The organism is Kitasatospora sp. NPDC043950 (assembly GCF_056435345.1).
Genome location: NZ_JBWKER010000001.1, coordinates 137,096 through 153,943 on the forward strand (window position 1 = coordinate 137,096; position 16,848 = coordinate 153,943).

Consider the following 16,848-nt stretch of genomic DNA (forward strand, 5'->3'; position numbering starts at 1 on the left):
ACTCCCGCCCCCCCCCCCCCCCCCCCCCCCCCCCCCCCCCCCCCCCCCCCCCCCCCCCCCCCCCCCCCCCCCCCCTCCCCCCCCCCCCCGGGGACCCGGTCAGCGGTCAGCAGTCAACGGTCAGCGGGAGACGGCGGCACCCGGGCGGTCGAGCGCGGCCGCCTGGCCCCGGCCGTCGGCCGGGCCGTAGCCGTGCTCCGCCGCGAGGACCGGGCGCAGCGCCCGGATCGCGTAGAAGTTGCGGGACTTGACCGTCCCCGGCGGCACCCCGAGCCGGGCCGCCGCCTCCACCACCGAGCGGTCCCGCAGGTGCAGTTCGACCAGCACCTCGCGGTGGTGCTTCTGCACCCGGCGCAGGGCCAGCGCGATGTCCCGGGCGACGACCACCTGCTCGTACGGGTCCTCGGCGAGCGGACGGTCCTCCAGCGGCTCGCCGATCACCTCCTTGGCGCGGGCGGCGGCCATCCGGTAGTGGTCGATCGCGATCCGCCGGGCCACCGTGAACAGCCAGGGGCGGCTCTGCTCGGCCCCGGCCGCCAGCGCCTCGGGGTGCTGCCAGGCGCGCAGCAGGGTCTCCTGGAGGATGTCCTCGGCCTTGCCCCGGTCGCCGCCGGTGGCGCGCAGCAGCGCGCGCAGCAGGTAACCGCCGTGCAGCCGGTGGATCTCGGCGAGCGTGTCCGGGTCGAGGGTCGGGCGGGCCGCCTTCGGCGTGCCGGGCGCGGGGGCGGATCCCGTGGTGGCCGACGGGTCCGTGCCGGCCGGCGGGCCGACGGGCGGCTGGGCGACGGACGTGGGCTGGGCGACGGGCTGCTTCGACACGCGCGGCCTCTCAGATCGGGCAAGGGCAGGGCGACACACCGACCGGACTTCCCCGGCGGCTACAAGCAGCAGACTGCCCGCAGCCGCCAAGGCCGCACCAACGATCCGCCAACGCCCCGGCCCCGCACGGCCGGGCCGCAGGCCAGGACTCCGCACGGACACCAGCCAGCCATCTCGCAGCCATCTCCCGGCCGCCCCACGGCCACCAGGCCGCCCCTCAGGCCTCGTTGAGCACGCGCACCAGTTCCTGGACCCCGTCCTCCCCCCGGTGCTCGATCAGCACCGCGACCCAGGTCGCCAGCTGCTCCCGCTCCACCGCCGACCAGGCCGGTGCCGAGGGGTGCTCGTCGACCACCAGCGCCGCCGCCAGCTCCCGCAGCCCCGGTGCGGGCTCCGGCCTCCGCCGCTCGGTCGGCAGCGCCCGCAGGGCGAGCCGCCGGGCGGCGGCGGTCACCTCCTCCGCCGTGCCCTCGGGCACCACCAGCGCAGGCGGCCCGGGCCTGCTCGGTTCCTCCTGCCGTACCAGCGCCGCGACCACCTCGCGCACGTCCGGCCCGTCCGGATCCATCGTTGTCCCTCCCCCATCCCGTCCCACGGGAGTCACGCCGGCTGCTCCTGCATGGCACTCGTTCCGCATCGAGTGCCATCCGAAGACGGTATCTACTGACAGCCGGTCCAGCAGAGGGTTTTCCGGTACGGCCGGGCAGCTGCCGCTCAGCTGCCGCCTGCACACCGGTTCGGCCGGCGACGAGGCGCCCGGCTGGGCCTCCGCGTTTCGGCAACACCGCGGCCACCGGGCGGGCGCCCACCCCGCACCACGACACCGGCCCCGCCCCAGACCGCCGTCGAGGCCGGGCCGCCGCCGGTGGCACCGGTCGCACCGGCCGGAGGACCGGCCGACGACGGCGGACCGGCCGTCGTGACGGCGCGGTTCCTGGTGGCGCGCATGAGCTCCTCCGAGCGTGACGAGGAACGCGAGGTGCGCCCTGTCCCGCTCAACGGACCTTCCACCGGGGGCGGTTCACCGATCCGCAGGGTGACGCGCGTTGAACCGGAACGGGCCCTTCGCCCGTAGTCCCGACTGAACGCACCGACGGTCCGGCCCGGCGCACCGTGAACCAGGAGGTCACCCGATGGCTTTCTCCGACGGCAGCCCCGACGGAGCCGCCGCCACCCCGGAACGGCCCGACTACACACCCGCCGCCTGGCCCGAGCCCGTCCCGCTGTTCCCCCGGCAGCCCCTCGACCCACTCGGCACCGTCCTGATCCCGCCCGCCGAACGGCGGCTGTTCACCCGCACACCGGCGTCTCAGGCGCAGCCGCCCGCACCGCCCGGCGACCCCACCCCCACCGCCCTGCTCGCGGTACCCACGCCGTCCCCGGCCACGGCCCCCGCCGCGCGCCAGGACCGGGCGGCCCACCCGCGCGCCCTGCGACTGCCCTTCGGCGGCGGCACGGAGGCCCGGCGCCGCCGCCTCGTGGAGCGGATCCGGACCCCGCTGCGCAGCTGCCACCGCATCGCCCTCCTGGGCAGGCCCGCCGAGGGCGTCCCGGTCACGCTCGGCGCCCTCCTGGCGCAGCACCGGCCCGACCCGGTGATCGTCCTCGACCTCGCCGACGCCTCCCGCGTCTCGCACGCCGACCGGCGGATCCTCGACCGGAGCGCGGCCGGCCGGCTCGACATCCTCGCCGTCCGCCCGGACACCCCGGGCCCCGCGTTCCGGGACGCCCTGACCGACCTCAGCGGCCGCTACCCGATGATCCTCAGCGACACCACGGCCGCCGCGGACGACGTCCAGCTCACGGCCGTCGAACTCGCCGACCAACTGGTCATCTGCGAACACGCCTCCGCCGACGGCGCCCGCAACGCCTCAGCGCTGATCGACCACCTGACCTTCCGCGGCCACGGCGACCTCGTCCGCGGCGGCACCGTCGTCTTCGTCCCCAGCCCGCCCACCGAGCGCCCCGTCGCCGACCGCCAGCTCCTCGCCCACTTCCGCACCCTCTGCCGCGACGTCGTCCTCCTCCCCGCGCACACCCCGGGCACCCCCGGCCGGCTCCGCCCCCACACCCACCTCGCCTACCTCGAACTCGCCGCCCTCGTCGGCGACGCCCTGGCCATCCGCCACACCGTCTGAGGCCGCACCCCCGCCCGGAGGACGGATGGGCGGCCTCGGGGTACGTGCGTCACGGGACGAACCAGGGGGCGCCCCCGCCCGGAGAGCGGCTACGAGCGCCGGGGCCACCGGGAGCCCGGCGGTCGAGGGCGCGGTGCCCACGCCCGAGGAGCGGCGCGACGGTGCAGCGGGAGGACGGCCGGGCCGACCTCTCACGCCTGGCCGTCCTCCGCCCTCCCCGGGCGCCAGCCGCGAGCACGGGCACGCGGCGTGACGGCGCCGGCGGCGGCAACGAGGGCGATGACGGCCAGTGCGGCCAGGGAGATCACCACGGCCTGGGTGGGGGCGGTGGAGGCGGGTGGAGCGGGGGGCATGGCGAGGGCGGCCGGTGTCGCGGCGGGGGGCGCCTGGTCGGGGACGGAGAGCTGGGTGACGGCGGCGACGGGGTCGATGGTGCCATAGCCGACCTGCGGGTCGGGGGTGGTGACGGTGTGGTAGGCGGTGGTCTCCAGGCGCCGGATCAACTGGTCGGCGGTGAGGTCCGGGTGGCTGCCGAGGGTGAGGGCGGCGGTGGCGGCGACGAAGGCGGCGGCGAAGCTCGGCCCGGCGCCGGTGTAGTTGCCGCCGGCGGCCGGGCCGGTGCCGGTGACGGCGTCGCCCGGGGCGGCGAGGTCGACCCGGCCGCCGATCGGGACGGCTCCGGCGCCCGAGGGGAGGGCGCCGCCGGGGGCGAGGTCGCGGACGGCGAGGACCTCGCCGTAGGCGGCCGGATAGGCCGGTCCGGGTTTCCCCGAGCCGGGCTGGACGTCGGGGGCCGCAGGCGCGACGATGACCGCCCCCTTGCTCCGGGCCGCCCGCACCGCCCCGGCGAGCGCGTCGTTGCCGGCCGGCAACGCCGCCCCGACCGCGATGATCCGCACTCCCCGTTCGCTCGCCGCCGTGATCCCCTGGGCGAGCAGGTCCGCCGTCGTGGCACCGCCGTCGTCGGTGACGGATACGGCGAGGATCCGGGCCCGTGGGGCGAGTCCGGCGAAGCCCGTCCCGTCGCGGCGGTCGGCGGCGATCAGGCCGGCCAGGAAGGTGCCGTGGCCGACGCAGTCACGGGCTGGGTCACCGCCTCCGGTGAGTTTGGGGGCGTAGTCGAGGCGACCGGCGAGCAGGCCGGTGCCGTCGGTCACGCCGGAGCCGAGGACGGCGACGGTGACGCCGTCACCCTGGCTGAGCGGCCAGACCCGGTCGGGGCGCAGGAAGGTCTGGGGCCAGGGCGTGAGCGACGTGCGCTTGGTGGACGGGGGCAGGCAGCCGGCCGGCTTCCCGGACGCGTCGCGCCGCAGCTGGGTGACGCCCGGGAGGCTGTCGTCGCCGGCGGGGGTGTCGGCCAGGGCCGTGCCCGCCGTCGGCAGCAGCAGTCCGACGGCGAGGAGGGCGGCCGCCGTCCTCACGCGAGGCTGCCGATCCGCCCGGCCGGGATGTCCTGGGGCAGCAGCAGGCTGAGTTCGTCCAGGTCCGCCACCTCCAGCCGGGAGAGCCGGCCGGCCTGCCGGGTGATCATCGACTCCAGCACCTGACGGGCGAAGCGCCCGTTCCCGAAGGACCGGTCGCGCGGGACGGCGGCGAAGAGTTCGCCGAGCGCCGCCAGCGTCTCCGGTGTGCAGTTGTACCCGGCGGTCTCCGCCTGGAGGCGGACGATGGTGACGAGTTCGTCGTCCGCGTAGTGGTCGAAGGTGATCTCGCGGGAGAAGCGGGAGGCCAGGCCGGGGTTGGAGGAGAGGAAGCCGCGCATCTCCTCCTGGTAGCCGGCCACGATCACCACGACCTCGTCGCGGTGGTCCTCCATCAGCTTCATCAGGGTGTCGACGGCCTCCTGGCCGAAGTCGCCGCCGGTGCCGTTGCGGGGCGTCAGGGTGTAGGCCTCGTCGATGAAGAGCACGCCGCCGCGGGCGCGTTCGAAGGCGTCGCGGGTGAGCTGCGCGGTGTGGCCGATGTAGCGGCCGACGAGGTCGGCGCGGGCGGTCTCGATGAGCTGACCGGCCGGCAGGACGTCGAGTTCTGCGAGGAGTTCGCCGTAGAGCCGGGCGATGGTGGTCTTGCCGGTGCCAGGCGGGCCGGAGAAGACCAGATGGTGGCTGATGGTGGCAGCGGGCAGTCCGGCCTCGACGCGGCGGCGGGTCTGCCGGGTCAGGTTGACCAGGTCCTCGACCTGTTCCTTGGCCGCGGCGAGGCCGACCATGCCGCGCAGCCGGTCGAGCAGGCCGGGCTCCTCGGGCTGGTCGGCTCCGGCGGCGGCGCGGGCGACGGCGGCGGCGGCCTGCTCGCCGACGTCGGCGGGGAGCAGCCGGCTGAGGTCGGCGTTGTCGAAGTCTTCCAGTTCGGCGAGCCGGGAGGCCTGGCGGTCGACCATCTCCTCGAAGACCTTGCGGGCGGCGCGGCCGTTGCCGAAGTCGGCGCCCTTGGGCATCCGGTCGAAGTGGACGGCGAGGGCCTCGCGGGTGCCGTCGGCGAGCTCGTAGCCGTGGCCCCCGGCGGCGTGTTCGACGATGGTGGTGAGTTCGTCGACGCTGTAGTTCTGGAACTCGACGGTGCGGCTGAACCGCGACGCGAGGCCCGGGTTGGAGGCCAGGAAGTCACGGATCTCGTTCTCGTACCCGGCGACGATCACCACCAGGTCCTCGCGGTGGTCCTCCATCAGCTTGACGATGGTGTCGATGGCCTCGCGGCCGAAGTCCGGTCCGGTCCCGCCGGAGCCGGCCGACAGGGTGTACGCCTCGTCGATGAAGAGCACGCCGCCGAGCGCCTCCATGACGACCTCGGTGGTCTTGAGCGCGGTGCCGCCGATGATCGAGGCGACGAGGTCGGCGCGGGCGACCTCGACCAGGTGGCCGCTGCGCAGCACGCCGAGTTCGGCGAGGATGGCGCCGTAGAGCCGGGCGACGGTGGTCTTGCCGGTGCCGGGCGGGCCGGCGAACACCAGGTGGCGGCTCATCGGGAGGGAGGGCAGCCCGGCCTGCTCGCGGCGCCGGGCCAGCTTGTTGAGGTTGACCAGGGTGGCGACCTGCTCCTTGACGCCCTCCAGCCCGACCAGGGTCTGCAGGACGGCCTGCGGGCCCTGCGGCCCGGGAGCGGCGGGGGCCTCCTGCGGAGTGCCGTCGGCGGACTCGCCCTCGTCCCCGGCGGCGGTCGCCGCGGCGGTGACCGTGCCGTGCGCGTCGGGCGAGCGGTTGTCCCGGCTGTCGAGGTTCTCGACGGCGAGCCGGTCGGTGGGCTCGCTCTGCCGCAGCCCGGCGCCCTGGTTCTCGGCGGTGACGCAGTCGGTGAGCCGGACGGGTTCGGCGGACTCCGAGCGCAGGCCGTCCACGGTGTTGTCGGTCAGCTGGCAGCCGGTGAGGGTGGCGCGGGCGCCGGGCAGCAGGTGGAGCCCGTGGCGGCGGTTGGCCCGCAGCCTGGTCCTGGTCGCGGTGAGTTCGCCGCCGTGTTCGACGCTCGCGCCGTCGAACGCGTTGTCGGCGGACTCGACGTCGCGCAGGGTGGCGATGCCCTCGGCGCCGATCGAGATGCCGCAGGCCTTGCTGCCGCGCACGAGGCTGCCGCCGAGGTAGGTGTTGGCGCCGTCGGCGATCCGGATGCCGTTCTTGCCCGCGTCCAGCACGGTGGCGTCCTCGATCCGGCCGCGCCCGTCCCGCGCCACCTCGACGCCGTGGCCACCGGCGTCGGTGACGGTGATGCGGCGCAGCAGCGGGTTGGCGCCGTCACGGATGACGATGCCGGCGCCGGCCGCGTCGCGCACCTCCAGGCGGTCGAACTCCGCGGCGCTCTCCCCGGTGAGGTCGACGCCGTCGGTCTCGCTGTCGCGCACCACGGCCCGCACCAGGCTGGGGCTGGCCGATTCGTCGACGTGGATGCCGGCCTGCGCGGCGGCGGTGACCTCGCAGTCCTCGAAGGTGCCGCGGGCACGGCCGGCGATGTGCAGGCCGTGGCCCTGGCTGCGGACGGCGCGGCAGCGGCGCAGCAGGGGGTCCGTGCCGTTGGTGAGGACGTAGCCGTGGCCGCGCACGGCGGTGACGGTGCAGTCCTCCAGCACCACCCGCGCGGTGGAGCCGAGGAAGACGCCGACCGCGCTGTCGCGGACCTCGGTCCGCAGCAGGCGGGTGGTGCTCTGCTCCTCCAGGGCCACGGCGGGTTTGTCGGTGGCGGAGATCTCGCAGTCCTCGATGACTCCGCGCGCCTCCCCGTTGGCGCAGATGCCGTTGCCGCGCGCGTCACGCAGGACGCAGCGCCGCACGGTGGGGTTGGCCCGTTCGCCGATCACCAGGGCGGAGGTGCCGAGGTGTTCGATGACGCTGTCCTCGATGACGCTGGCGCCGGTGGAGGTCTCGACCAGCCCGGCGCCGGCGGTGTTGACCACCCGGCAGCCGCGCATGGCCAGTTCGCCCTGCTGGCGGGTGAGGACGGCCGTCCAGGCGTTGCCGATCACCTCGCAGTCCTGTAGCGCGAGCTGGCCGCGCGGGACGTCGACGGCGGGCAGGTCGTCGTCCTGCCCCTGGATCACCAGGCCGGTCAGCTGGACGGCCTCGGCCAGGACCTGGACCACCGAGCCACGGCGCGGACTGATCCGCACACTGCCCCGGACGTCCTCGGCGGTGATGGTCACCACCTTGGTGAGCACCAGGTTCTCCTCGTACCGGCCGGGGCGTACGGAGATCACCGCGCCGCTGCGGGCTGCCTGGAGGGCCTCGCCGATCGTACGGTAGGAGCCGCGTTCCCGCTGCTCCGCGCAGACCGTCAGCACCGGGCGCGACATGCCTGGGGGTTCCCTTCGTCGTGGGGCGTTCGTTCGTGACCTGCTCGGAGGATGAGGGTCAGGTCAGGGTGTGCAGGTGACGCGCATGGCGCTGGCGGCGTGGTGGGCGTAGGTCTTGTTACCGCCGACCCAGTCCTGGCCGCGGGTGTGCAGGGTGACGGACAGCGAGCCGCGGTACTGGAAGGTGCCCTCGCCGACCCAACGGCCCTGGTTGGAGGTCTGGTTGATCTTGAAGTCGCTCGACCCGCTGCCGCTCTGCACGGTGTAGTAGGTCGGGTTCCCGCCGACCTTCTTCACGTCCCCGCTGGCCGGGATGTAGACGTCCAGGGTGCAGCTGGTGACCTTGTCCACGGTGAAGGTCCACACCACCGAGTTCTTGTCGTCCGAACCGTCCCCGGACATCGGCACCGAGGTGTACGTCCCGTTGCAGCCGTCGCCGCTGTAGCCGCCGGAGTTGCTCCGCCAGCCGGAGTCGCCCTGGTCGAACCAGCCCTTCTGGCTGTACACGCCGCTCTTGTTGCCGCAGTACGGGCCGGTGACCACGACGGTGGGCGCGGCCTTCTGCGGGGGCGGCGGCGCGGGCTGCTGGGAAGCCGGCGGCGGCGCGGGGTTCTGCGGGGCCGGCTGCTGCGGCGCGGGGTTCTGCGGGGCGGGGTTGGCGGCGCCACCGGCCGCGCTCCCCGCCGCGCCACCTGCGGCGGCAGCGGCGGCGCCACCGGAACCGGAACCCGAGCCGGAACCCGAGCCGGAGCCGGAGCCGCCCTGGGCGCGACCTGGAGCGGTGGTCGAACTCGCGTTTCCACCACCGGAGTTAGCGGCTCCGCCGGATCGAGCGGCAGTGCCTCCCGCGCCTCCGCTGCTTCCGGTGCCGTTCGGGGCCGAGGCCGGCTGGTCGCCCGGGGCGGGCGTGCCCGTGCCGGCGTCCGCGGCCGGGACCACCGCGTCGGGCTGACCGGGGGCAGGGGTGCCGCCGGAGCCGCTGGTACCACCGTGCTCGTCGAAGTTCGGGACGAAGCCGTTGCCGCCGTCCCCACCACTCTGCCCGTAGCCGGGCGGGGCGTCCGCCTGGGCCGGGCCGCCCTTGTGCTCGTTGCCGCCGAGCTGGGTCACCACCACGGAAGTGCCCACCAGCACCAGGCCGACGGCGACGGCCGCCGCGATCATCGGGCGGGAGACCCGGCCCGGCCGGGGGCCCTGGTCGGTGCCGGTGTCGGTGGAGGGCTCGGCGACGCTCGCGGCGGCCACCGCCTCGGGCGTCCCGGCGGCGGTGGGTGCTGCGGTGGCGGGTGCTGCGGTCGTCGTGGCCGTGGCCGGTGCGGGCACGGGCGGGACGGCGGGAGGTGCAGCCGGCTGCTCGCGCTCCGGCTGTGCGGGCAGCACCGCGGTCGCGGCGCCGGAACCCGCCTCCGCCGCTTCACCCTTCGCCGAGGCGGTTCCCTCCGAGGCGGCCGCCGCCGACGCACCCTCCGGCGGCTCGACCTCCGCCGCCAGGGCCCAGTTCACCTCCGGGAGCTGGAACCCGGCGCCCGTCCGCCCCGCCTCGCCGCGCTTCTCCTCGGCCACCATGCATCCCCTGCACTCGACGACACTCCTGTGGGGAGGTACGGACGGAGTGGCCGAACCGGTTCAGCCGCTACGAGCCGACCGTCCAGACCGGCTCCTCGTCGGAGTCCGGCGGGGTCAGGACGAAGGACACCGCCCGCTCCAGCACCGCCGCGTCCGGCGCCGCCCACGGACCGTCGCCCTGCGCGCGGACGTGAGCGAGCAGCTCCGGGTCGGGCGCCAGCCCGTACTCCTCCAGGTAGTACGTCACGGTGTCGGTCCAGATCCAGGACCCGTCGGTACGGAAGCCCATCGGGACGATGGAGCGCCGCTGCCGGTCCACCACGTCGTCCATCAGCATCGGCGTCAGCAGCACGGGCGCGCCCGCGCGCAGGTAGCCGACGAGTGCCTCGCGCTCCGCGCGCTCCTCGATCCTCGGCCGGTCCGGCCCGAAGCCCGGCCCCGTCACCGGGTCCACGGCGTCGAACACCGACGCCAACCGGAAGTCGTCCCGCATCGTCCCGCTCGTCCCGCTCATCCCGCACTCCTCCCGCCGGTTCGCCCCTACGCTTCGTCCGACGGACGGAAGGCCGCCCCGGGTTCATCGCGGTGCCGGTCCGTCGGCCGACGGCCCGACCGGCCGGGTCGGGGCCAGGGCCCACCACCGGCCGGGGAGAGTGGGAGGGGCGCCGGTGCCGCGCCTCGGACCAGGTGATCCGCGCCACGACGCGGCCGCCCGGCCCCCACAGGACGTCACCGTCCGGCCGCGCCGCCGAGGTCCAGGAGGTAGCGGGCCGGGTCGGCGGGGCGGATCCGGTCGGCGGGAGCGACGGCGTCGCGCCGGGCCAGCCAACTGCGCAGGCGGTCGGGGCGCGGGCGGACGCCGCCGATCTCGTGGAGCAGCACGCGGGCCGGACGCCCGGTCGTCTCGTCCGGCAGGTCGACGTCCACCACCTCGAACTCCGTCCCCGGGGCGAAGATCACGGTCGGCTGGTCGCCCGGCTCGCCGAAGACCGAGCTGCGGCGGCCACCGACGGACCAGATGGCGAACTCCACCCCGACGTCCTCGCCGAAGTCCGCGCCCGGCGCCGCCAGGCCGCTGACCGGGGCCCGCTCGGTGACCACGGTTCCCGGGGTGTAGGCGGCCAGGTCGGCCGACTCGACCGGGCCCGCCACCAGCACGCCTCCGTAGTGGCTGGGCAGCCGCCGGAGCCCGGCCGCGAGGCAGCGCAGGTACGGGCCGAACGGGCCCGGGGCGCCCGACCGCGCCGCGGCGCGGAGCTCGGCACGCTCGGCGAGGACGGTCGAGTCGGTGTGGTGGAGCAGCACGGCGACCAGTTCGGGCCGCGGATCGCCCTCGTCGGCCCGGGCCCGCAGGCCGGGCAGGCGGGTCGCGACGTCCTCGGCCCGCCGGACGAAGCGCTGGTAGGCGGGCCCGAGGAGGGTGACCAGGGCCGCACGGTCCTCGGCGGGGGTGGAGAGCTCGACCAGGTCCGACAAGGGGGCGGTCGACTGCGCCTGAGCTTGCTCGGGGGCAGGCCCCGGGGCCTGCACTGGCGTGGAGCCGGCCGCAGGCTCGGGCGTCGAGTGTGCCCCGGCCTGGCCCGCCATGGTTCCCGGCGGCTCCGTGGACTCGGCGGCCTCCGTGGACACGGCCAGCTCAGGGTCGAGTGCCGGGGCAGGGGTCGGCACCTCCTCCGCTACGGGGATGCTCTCCTCCGAAGCGGCTGCCGGCGCGGGCCCGGGGCCGGCCTCCCCGTCGGGCGGCGTCCGGTCTCCTCCCCCGGGTGCGACGCTCGCCCCCGGCTCCACGGCCGGGCCGGGGCCGGCGTCCGGGGCCACCGTCGTGCCGGTGTCGCCCACCGCGGCCGCAGTCGGCCCGGGGGCGGGCTCGGGGGTGGGAGGGGAAGCGGGGCGTTCCCCGGGCTCTCCTCCGAAGACCCCCATCGTGGCCATAGGGACCGGTACGGCCACCGGATCCGTCTCGATCCCGCTCTCCGTCCCAATCCCGGCTTCGGACTCCGTCCTGGTCTCGGTCTCCGTCCCGGTCCCAGCCTCCGTCTCGATCTCGAACACCGGACCGGTCGCGGCCACCGGCTCCGGCGCCCCGGGCTCGGTCGACACCGGTAGCGGCGCCGGGTCCGCCTCCGCCGACGCTCCGAGCTCCACCGACGCGGGCTCAGGTACAGCTACGGGCCCCGCCGCAAGCGCGGGCGCCGCCTCCGGGCCGGGCGCCGCCACGGCAGCCGAAGCAGCGGCGGGTCCGACCCAGTCGAGCCCGTACAGCCGGGCGCAGAAACGCCCGACCGCCCCGGACTCGACGTCCAGCGTCCCCTCGACGGCGAGGGCGAGGCGCGCGGGCGCCGGCGGGAGCGAGCCGAGCACGGCCCCGAGGTGGTCCCAGAGTGTCTCGGGGACGGGGCGTCCCGGGGACCCGACGACCAGCGCGGGGCCGGCCGGGTCGGGCCTCCGAAGGCGGGGGCCGCGGTCCGCGGTGGCGGCCGGGCGGAGCCAGAGTCCGGCCGCGACGGCTTCCAGTTCCCAGCCGGGGAAGGCCGGGTAGCGCGCGGGCCCGGGGGCGGCGGGCAGGTCGGGCCGGCTGCGCCAGCCGACGGCCGTGACGGTGCGGTCGGTCGGGCAGGCGACCAGTTCGGTGAGGTAGGGCTCCCACCCTTCGGTGCCGTCCGCGGCGAGGTGGACGTGGCGCAGCCCGGCCGCGCCCCGTACCGGCAGGCCGACGGCCGCCCGGACCTCGCGCCCCAGCGAGGCCGCCGCGACCGCCGCGAGTTCGATGAGCTCGACCGGCGCGGCCCACGGCGCGCTCAGGGTGAGGCGCGCGTCCTCCGCGACCGTCCCGAGCAGCAGCGCGGCGGCGTTGGCGAGTTGGGCCCCGGTGGGCAGCCGCCCGGCCGGTTCGCCGAGGACGAGCAGCAGTCCGCCGTCGGTCGCGGCCGCGTGGTCCAGCGCGGCGGGCCGCGCCCGGCCCGCGATTTCGGTGACCCAGTACGCATCGCGCGTCAGCGGGGTGATGGCGGCCGCGGCGGGCCACCGCGCGCCGAGCGGTTCGGCCCGGAGCTGGGCGCCGCCCGGCGGGCAGCGCCACCAGGAGCCGTCCGGGGCCGACAGCGTTCCGTCCGGCTCGATGCTGACCATCGCGTCGGGCGCCACGATCGTCAGCCCGGAGCGGGCGGCGAGCAGTTCGGCGGGCCGCCGTCCGTCCGGCCCGATCGCGGCGAGTCCCGAGGCGGCGAGCACCAGCACGTCGGCGCCGCGCTCACCCGCCGCCCGTACGAGGTCGTCGAGCGAGGCGAGCAGGACGGGCGCGGCGTCCGCGGCGGCGGCCAGCAGCAGCAGCGCGCCGGGTTCGGCCCCGACGGGCGCGAGGGCTTCGGCCAGTCCGGCGGCCTCCGCGCCGGGCGGCGCGATGACGTAGTGCGGGCCGAGCGCCCGCAGCGTGGAGGCGGTCACCGGCCGGCCTCCGGTTCGTCCGCCACGTGCCCGGTCTGCACCTGGACGGTGCGTCGCCGGGTGATGTAGAGGCCGCGCCCGGCGGGGAACTGCCGGGGCTTGACGTTGCCGAACAGGTACCCCTCCGAGGGCGGGCAGGAGAGCAGCAGGGAAGGCGAGTTGACCTCCTGGAGCTTGCGCATCAGCGGGTCGCCGAGAGCTCGCCCGACGCCGTTGGCGCCGCGCGCGACGACCAGGTGGAGGCCGATCTCGGCGCCCTGGGAGAGGTCTTCGAGCAGGGCCGCGAAGGGGTGGGCGCCGCTGGTGGAGCCGACGAGGTCGTAGTCGTCGACGAGGATGAACAGTTCGGGCCCGGTCCACCAGTCGCGCAGCCTGAGCCGGGCGGGGGTGATGTCCGCGGGCGGGATGCGGTTCTTCATGGCGCGCGAGGCGCCGTCGACGATCTGGCGGAGCTTGTCGACGGCCACCGCGTAGCCGAGCTGGTACTCCTGGGGCACCGCGTCGAACAGGCCGCGCCGGTAGTCGACCAGCATGATCCGCGCCTCGGCGGGGGTGTAGGCGGAGGTGATGGCGTTGATCATGAGCCGCAGCAGGTTGGTCTTGCCGGATTCGCTGTCGCCGACGACCAGCAGGTGCGGGTTCTCCTCGAAGTCGTGCCACAGCGGCGAGACCTCGGTGTCCTCCAGACCGATCGGGACGCGCAGCCGGCCCTCGGGGGCGGGGAGCCCGGCGGCGTCGAGGGTGAGCGGGAGCATCCTGACCTCGGGGGCCCGTGGGCCGGTCCAGTGGGCGGCGACGGCGTCGACCAGGTCGGCCACTCCGTCGCCGAGGTCGTCGGTGTCGCCGGAGCCGTCGATCCGGGGCAGGGCGGTGAGGAAGTGCAGCTGCTCGTCGGTGAGGCCGCGGCCGGGCAGCTTGGGGACCTTGGCGGCCGCGCGCATGTTGATGACGGAGTCGACGGAGTCGCCGAGCCGCAGTTCGAAGCGGGTCTGCAACTGGTCGCGCAGGCCGCCGCTGATCTCGCCCCAGCGGGTGGTGGCGATGACCAGGTGGACGCCGTAGTTGAGGCCGCGCTGGGAGATCAGGGTGAGCGGCTGGACGAGGTCGCCGAACTCCTGGCGCAGGGTGTTCCAGCCGTCGATGACGAGGAAGACGTCGCCGTGCGGGTCGTCGGGCAGTTCCCCGGCGGCCTTGCGGCGGCGGAAGGACGCGATGGAGTCGATGCCGAGTTCGGCGAAGTACTGCTCGCGGCGGGTGATGATGCCGTTGACCTCGGCGACGGTGCGCAGCACCCGTTCGCCGTCGTGCCGGCCGGTGACGCCGCCGAGGTGCGGCAGTCCGCGCAGGGCGGAGAGCGTGCCACCGCCGAAGTCCAGGCAGTAGAACTGGACTTCGCGCGGGGTGTGGGTGAGGGCGAGGCCGGTGATCAGGGTGCGCAGCATGGTGCTCTTGCCGCTCTGCGGGGCGCCGGCGATGCCGACGTGCCCGCCGGCGCCGGCCAGGTCGGCGGTGAGCAGGTCGCGCAGTTGCTGGAAAGGGCGGTCGACGATGCCGACCGGCAGGCCGAGCGAGCCGTGGGAGCGCTCGTCCTCGGTGGTGAGGCCGCGTTCGGGGTGCGGGACGAGCGGCGGCAGCAGTTCGTCGAGGGTGGGCGGGACGTCCAGGGGCGGCAGCCAGACCCGGTGGGCGGGCGGTCCGGCGTCGCGCAGCCGGCCGGCGGCGACCTCCAGCAGCGAACCGTCGGACGCCTGCTCCTCCTCGGGCTCGGCCGCGGTCGCCGGGAGGTGACGCGGCAGCACGTAGTCGGTGCCGTAGGCGACGACCTGCCCGGCGAGGGCGGCCTGCTGGGAGGCCCGGCGCTTGGGCCGGTACGGCCCGGAGACGTAGGCGGCCTTGAACCGGGTGAGGGTGGAGATGTCGCTGCGCAGGAAGCCGTTGCCGGGCTGGGAGGGCAGCTGGTAGGCGTCGGGGACGCCGAGGACGCCGCGGCTCTCCATCGCGGAGAAGGTGCGCAGGCCGATCCGGTAGGACAGGTGGGACTCCAGCGCGCTCATCCGACCCTCGTCGAGGCGCTGGGAGGCGAGCAGCAGGTGGACGCCGAGCGAGCGGCCGAGCCGGCCGATCATCACGAAGAGTTCCATGAAGTCCCGGTGCGCGGACAGCAGTTCGCTGAACTCGTCGACGACGACGAAGAGCGTGGGCATCGGGCGCAGCGCGGCGCCGCCGGCGCGCGCCGTCTCGTAGTCCAGCAGCGAGGCGTAGCCGGCCTCGCGCAGCAGCTCCTGGCGGCGGATGAGTTCGCCGTGCAGGGCGTCGCGCATGCGGTCGACCAGCGCGGCCTCGTCGGCCAGGTTGGTGATCACGGCGGAGGTGTGCGGCAGGCCGTCCAGGCCGAGGAAGGTCGCGCCGCCCTTGAAGTCGACCAGGACGAAGTTGAGCACCTCGGAGGAGTGGGTGACGGCGAGCGCCATCACCAGGGTGCGCAGCAGTTCGGACTTGCCGGAGCCGGTGGCGCCGATCAGCATGCCGTGCGGGCCCATGCCGCCCTGCGCGGACTCCTTCAGGTCGAGGTCGACCGGGCGGCCGTCCGGGCCGAGCCCGAGCGGGACGCGCAGCCGCTGCGCGATGCCGCGCTGGCCCCAGAGCGCCTCGACGTCCAGGGTGTTCAGGTCGGGGATGCCGAGCAGGGCGGTCAGGTCGAAGTCCGTGGCGAGCGGCTCGGCGACGTCCACGCCGTCGGCGATGCGGTAGCGGGCGAGCAGCGCGGCGAGGCGGGTCGCGGCGGGCACGGCGAGCGCGTCGGGGCGGCCGAGGTCGGTGACGACGTCCTTGCGGTTGCGGTCGGCGCCGATCATGGCGAGCCGTCCGTCGTCGATCCGCAGCCGCAGGGTGGTGCGGGCGGCGCGCCACTCCAGGCTGTCGGACAGGTCGATCAGGACGGCGTTGCGGTAGCCGGTGAGCGCGGCGCGGCTGCCGGTGTGGGCGCCGGGGCCGTCGAGCACCAGGACGGTGAAGGGCTCGTCCCGGTTGGGCACGGCGTCCGGTTCGAAGCCCGGGCGGCTGGTGAACTCCTCGCCCAGCAGCTGCTCGACCTCGCCGAGGCTGCCGGCGACCAGCCGGACCGGGCCGGCGCCGTCGGTGTCGGTCGGGTGCAGGGCGTGCGGCAGCCACTTGGCCCAGTCCCAGGAGGTGCGCCGCTCGGCGTCGGTGACGACGGCGATGCGCAGTTCGTCCGGGCCGTGCACGACGGCGAGCTGGGCGAGCACGGCGCGCACCAGGGCGCGGGCGGCCTCCGGGTCCTCGGCCCGCAGCAGCAGTTGGGCGAAGCCGCGCAGGTGGATCGCCATCGGCTGGTCGGCGACGGTGCCGTAGGCGTGGATGAAGCGGCGCAGCGCGTGCGCGCACAGCGGCTCCAGGTCCTCGACCGGCTTGGTGGCCAGCGGGGCGAGCGGGGTGGCCAGGCGCTGGGCGCCGACCGCGATCCGGACGTCGCTGAAGTCCGGGTGGGCGGCCCGCCGCTCCCACAGCCGGGTGGTGCCCACCAGTGACCACAGCTCGTCCGGGGCCGGGTGCCGCCAGGCGAGCGCCTGCCGTTGGGCGTCGACCGAACGCCGCACCTGGCGGCGCACCTGGGAGAGGTAGCGCAGGTAGTCGCGGCGCTCGCCGCGCAACTGCTGCTTGCGGTCGCTGGAGCCGCGGATCAGCTGGGTGACCAGCATGCCGACGGCGGACAGCGCCATCATCCCCATCGCGAGGTAGCTGAGCGCGCCACCGCCGCCCTCGCCGCCGCCCGGGTGCAGGAACATGAAGACCATCGACAGCGAGCCGAGCGCCATCGGGGCCATGCTGATCACGCTCGCCATGCCGCTCTGCTTCTCCGGCAGACCCGGCGGCTCCTGCAACTGGATCTCGCCGTCCGGCATCTCGGGCCCCGGGCGCCGGGGCGTCCGGGTGACCAGCACAACGCTCACTCAGGGCTCCTCACTGTGACGGGCTCCTCACTGCGACAGCCGTCCCTCTGGCTCACGGACGGCGTGGCACCCGGGGTTCAACCGCGGTTGAACGCGGCGCGCCGAGCCGCCCGTTCAACCGAGCGGAGAACAC

Annotated in this window: 9 protein-coding genes; 1 reads left to right on the forward strand and 8 read right to left on the reverse strand. The window is 75.6% G+C overall.

Annotation, left to right across the window (positions count from 1 at the left end; genetic code table 11):
• Positions 1 to 120: 120 nt before the first annotated feature.
• The gene (locus AC07BF_RS00580) at positions 121 to 819 is read right to left on the reverse strand and encodes a sigma-70 family RNA polymerase sigma factor (protein WP_350879510.1); all 699 of its coding nucleotides are present in this window, start codon (positions 817 to 819) and stop codon (positions 121 to 123) included.
• 217 nt (positions 820 to 1,036) lie between these two features.
• Positions 1,037 to 1,387 carry a hypothetical protein gene (locus AC07BF_RS00585; protein WP_363588546.1) on the reverse strand — a complete coding sequence of 117 codons (351 nt, stop codon included), beginning with the start codon at positions 1,385 to 1,387 and terminating at the stop codon, positions 1,037 to 1,039.
• A gap of 565 nt (positions 1,388 to 1,952) precedes the next feature.
• Here AC07BF_RS00585 and AC07BF_RS00590 point away from each other — a divergent pair.
• The gene (locus AC07BF_RS00590) at positions 1,953 to 2,957 is read left to right on the forward strand and encodes a MinD/ParA family ATP-binding protein (protein WP_363631978.1); all 1,005 of its coding nucleotides are present in this window, start codon (positions 1,953 to 1,955) and stop codon (positions 2,955 to 2,957) included.
• 191 nt (positions 2,958 to 3,148) lie between these two features.
• Here AC07BF_RS00590 and AC07BF_RS00595 read toward each other — a convergent pair whose 3' ends face one another.
• From AC07BF_RS00595 to eccCa, 6 genes are all read right to left on the reverse strand, one after another.
• Positions 3,149 to 4,378, reverse strand: a complete 1,230-nt coding sequence (locus tag AC07BF_RS00595) for a S8 family serine peptidase (protein ID WP_363588550.1) — start codon at positions 4,376 to 4,378, stop codon at positions 3,149 to 3,151.
• On the reverse strand, positions 4,375 to 7,734 hold the full coding sequence (locus AC07BF_RS00600; RefSeq protein WP_400985055.1) for a right-handed parallel beta-helix repeat-containing protein: 3,360 nt from the start codon (positions 7,732 to 7,734) through the stop codon (positions 4,375 to 4,377). The genes AC07BF_RS00595 and AC07BF_RS00600 overlap by 4 nt, the downstream gene beginning before the upstream one ends.
• A 63-nt stretch (positions 7,735 to 7,797) precedes the next feature.
• Entirely contained in the window at positions 7,798 to 9,300 is a 1,503-nt protein-coding gene (locus AC07BF_RS00605) for a carbohydrate-binding protein (RefSeq protein ID WP_363588554.1), read from the reverse strand.
• Between the two features lie 67 nt (positions 9,301 to 9,367).
• Entirely contained in the window at positions 9,368 to 9,814 is a 447-nt protein-coding gene (locus AC07BF_RS00610; RefSeq protein WP_363588556.1) for a hypothetical protein, read from the reverse strand.
• 215 nt (positions 9,815 to 10,029) lie between these two features.
• Positions 10,030 to 12,744, reverse strand: a complete 2,715-nt coding sequence (locus AC07BF_RS00615; RefSeq protein WP_363631975.1) for a hypothetical protein — start codon at positions 12,742 to 12,744, stop codon at positions 10,030 to 10,032.
• Complete coding sequence (gene eccCa, locus AC07BF_RS00620; RefSeq protein WP_363588564.1) at positions 12,741 to 16,667, reverse strand: type VII secretion protein EccCa; 3,927 nt, start codon at positions 16,665 to 16,667, stop codon at positions 12,741 to 12,743. The genes AC07BF_RS00615 and eccCa overlap by 4 nt, the downstream gene beginning before the upstream one ends.
• Positions 16,668 to 16,848: the final 181 nt, after the last annotated feature.

Bases quoted from the DNA above. Each gene is read 5' to 3' on its own strand.
- AC07BF_RS00600 (WP_400985055.1), bottom strand. From the start codon at position 7,734: ATGTCGCGCCCGGTGCTGACGGTCTGCGCGGAGCAGCGGGAACGCGGC.
- AC07BF_RS00605 (WP_363588554.1), bottom strand. From the start codon at position 9,300: ATGGTGGCCGAGGAGAAGCGCGGCGAGGCGGGGCGGACGGGCGCCGGG.
- AC07BF_RS00585 (WP_363588546.1), bottom strand. From the start codon at position 1,387: ATGGATCCGGACGGGCCGGACGTGCGCGAGGTGGTCGCGGCGCTGGTA.
- AC07BF_RS00590 (WP_363631978.1), top strand. From the start codon at position 1,953: ATGGCTTTCTCCGACGGCAGCCCCGACGGAGCCGCCGCCACCCCGGAA.
- eccCa (WP_363588564.1), bottom strand. From the start codon at position 16,667: ATGCCGGACGGCGAGATCCAGTTGCAGGAGCCGCCGGGTCTGCCGGAG.
- AC07BF_RS00610 (WP_363588556.1), bottom strand. From the start codon at position 9,814: ATGAGCGGGACGAGCGGGACGATGCGGGACGACTTCCGGTTGGCGTCG.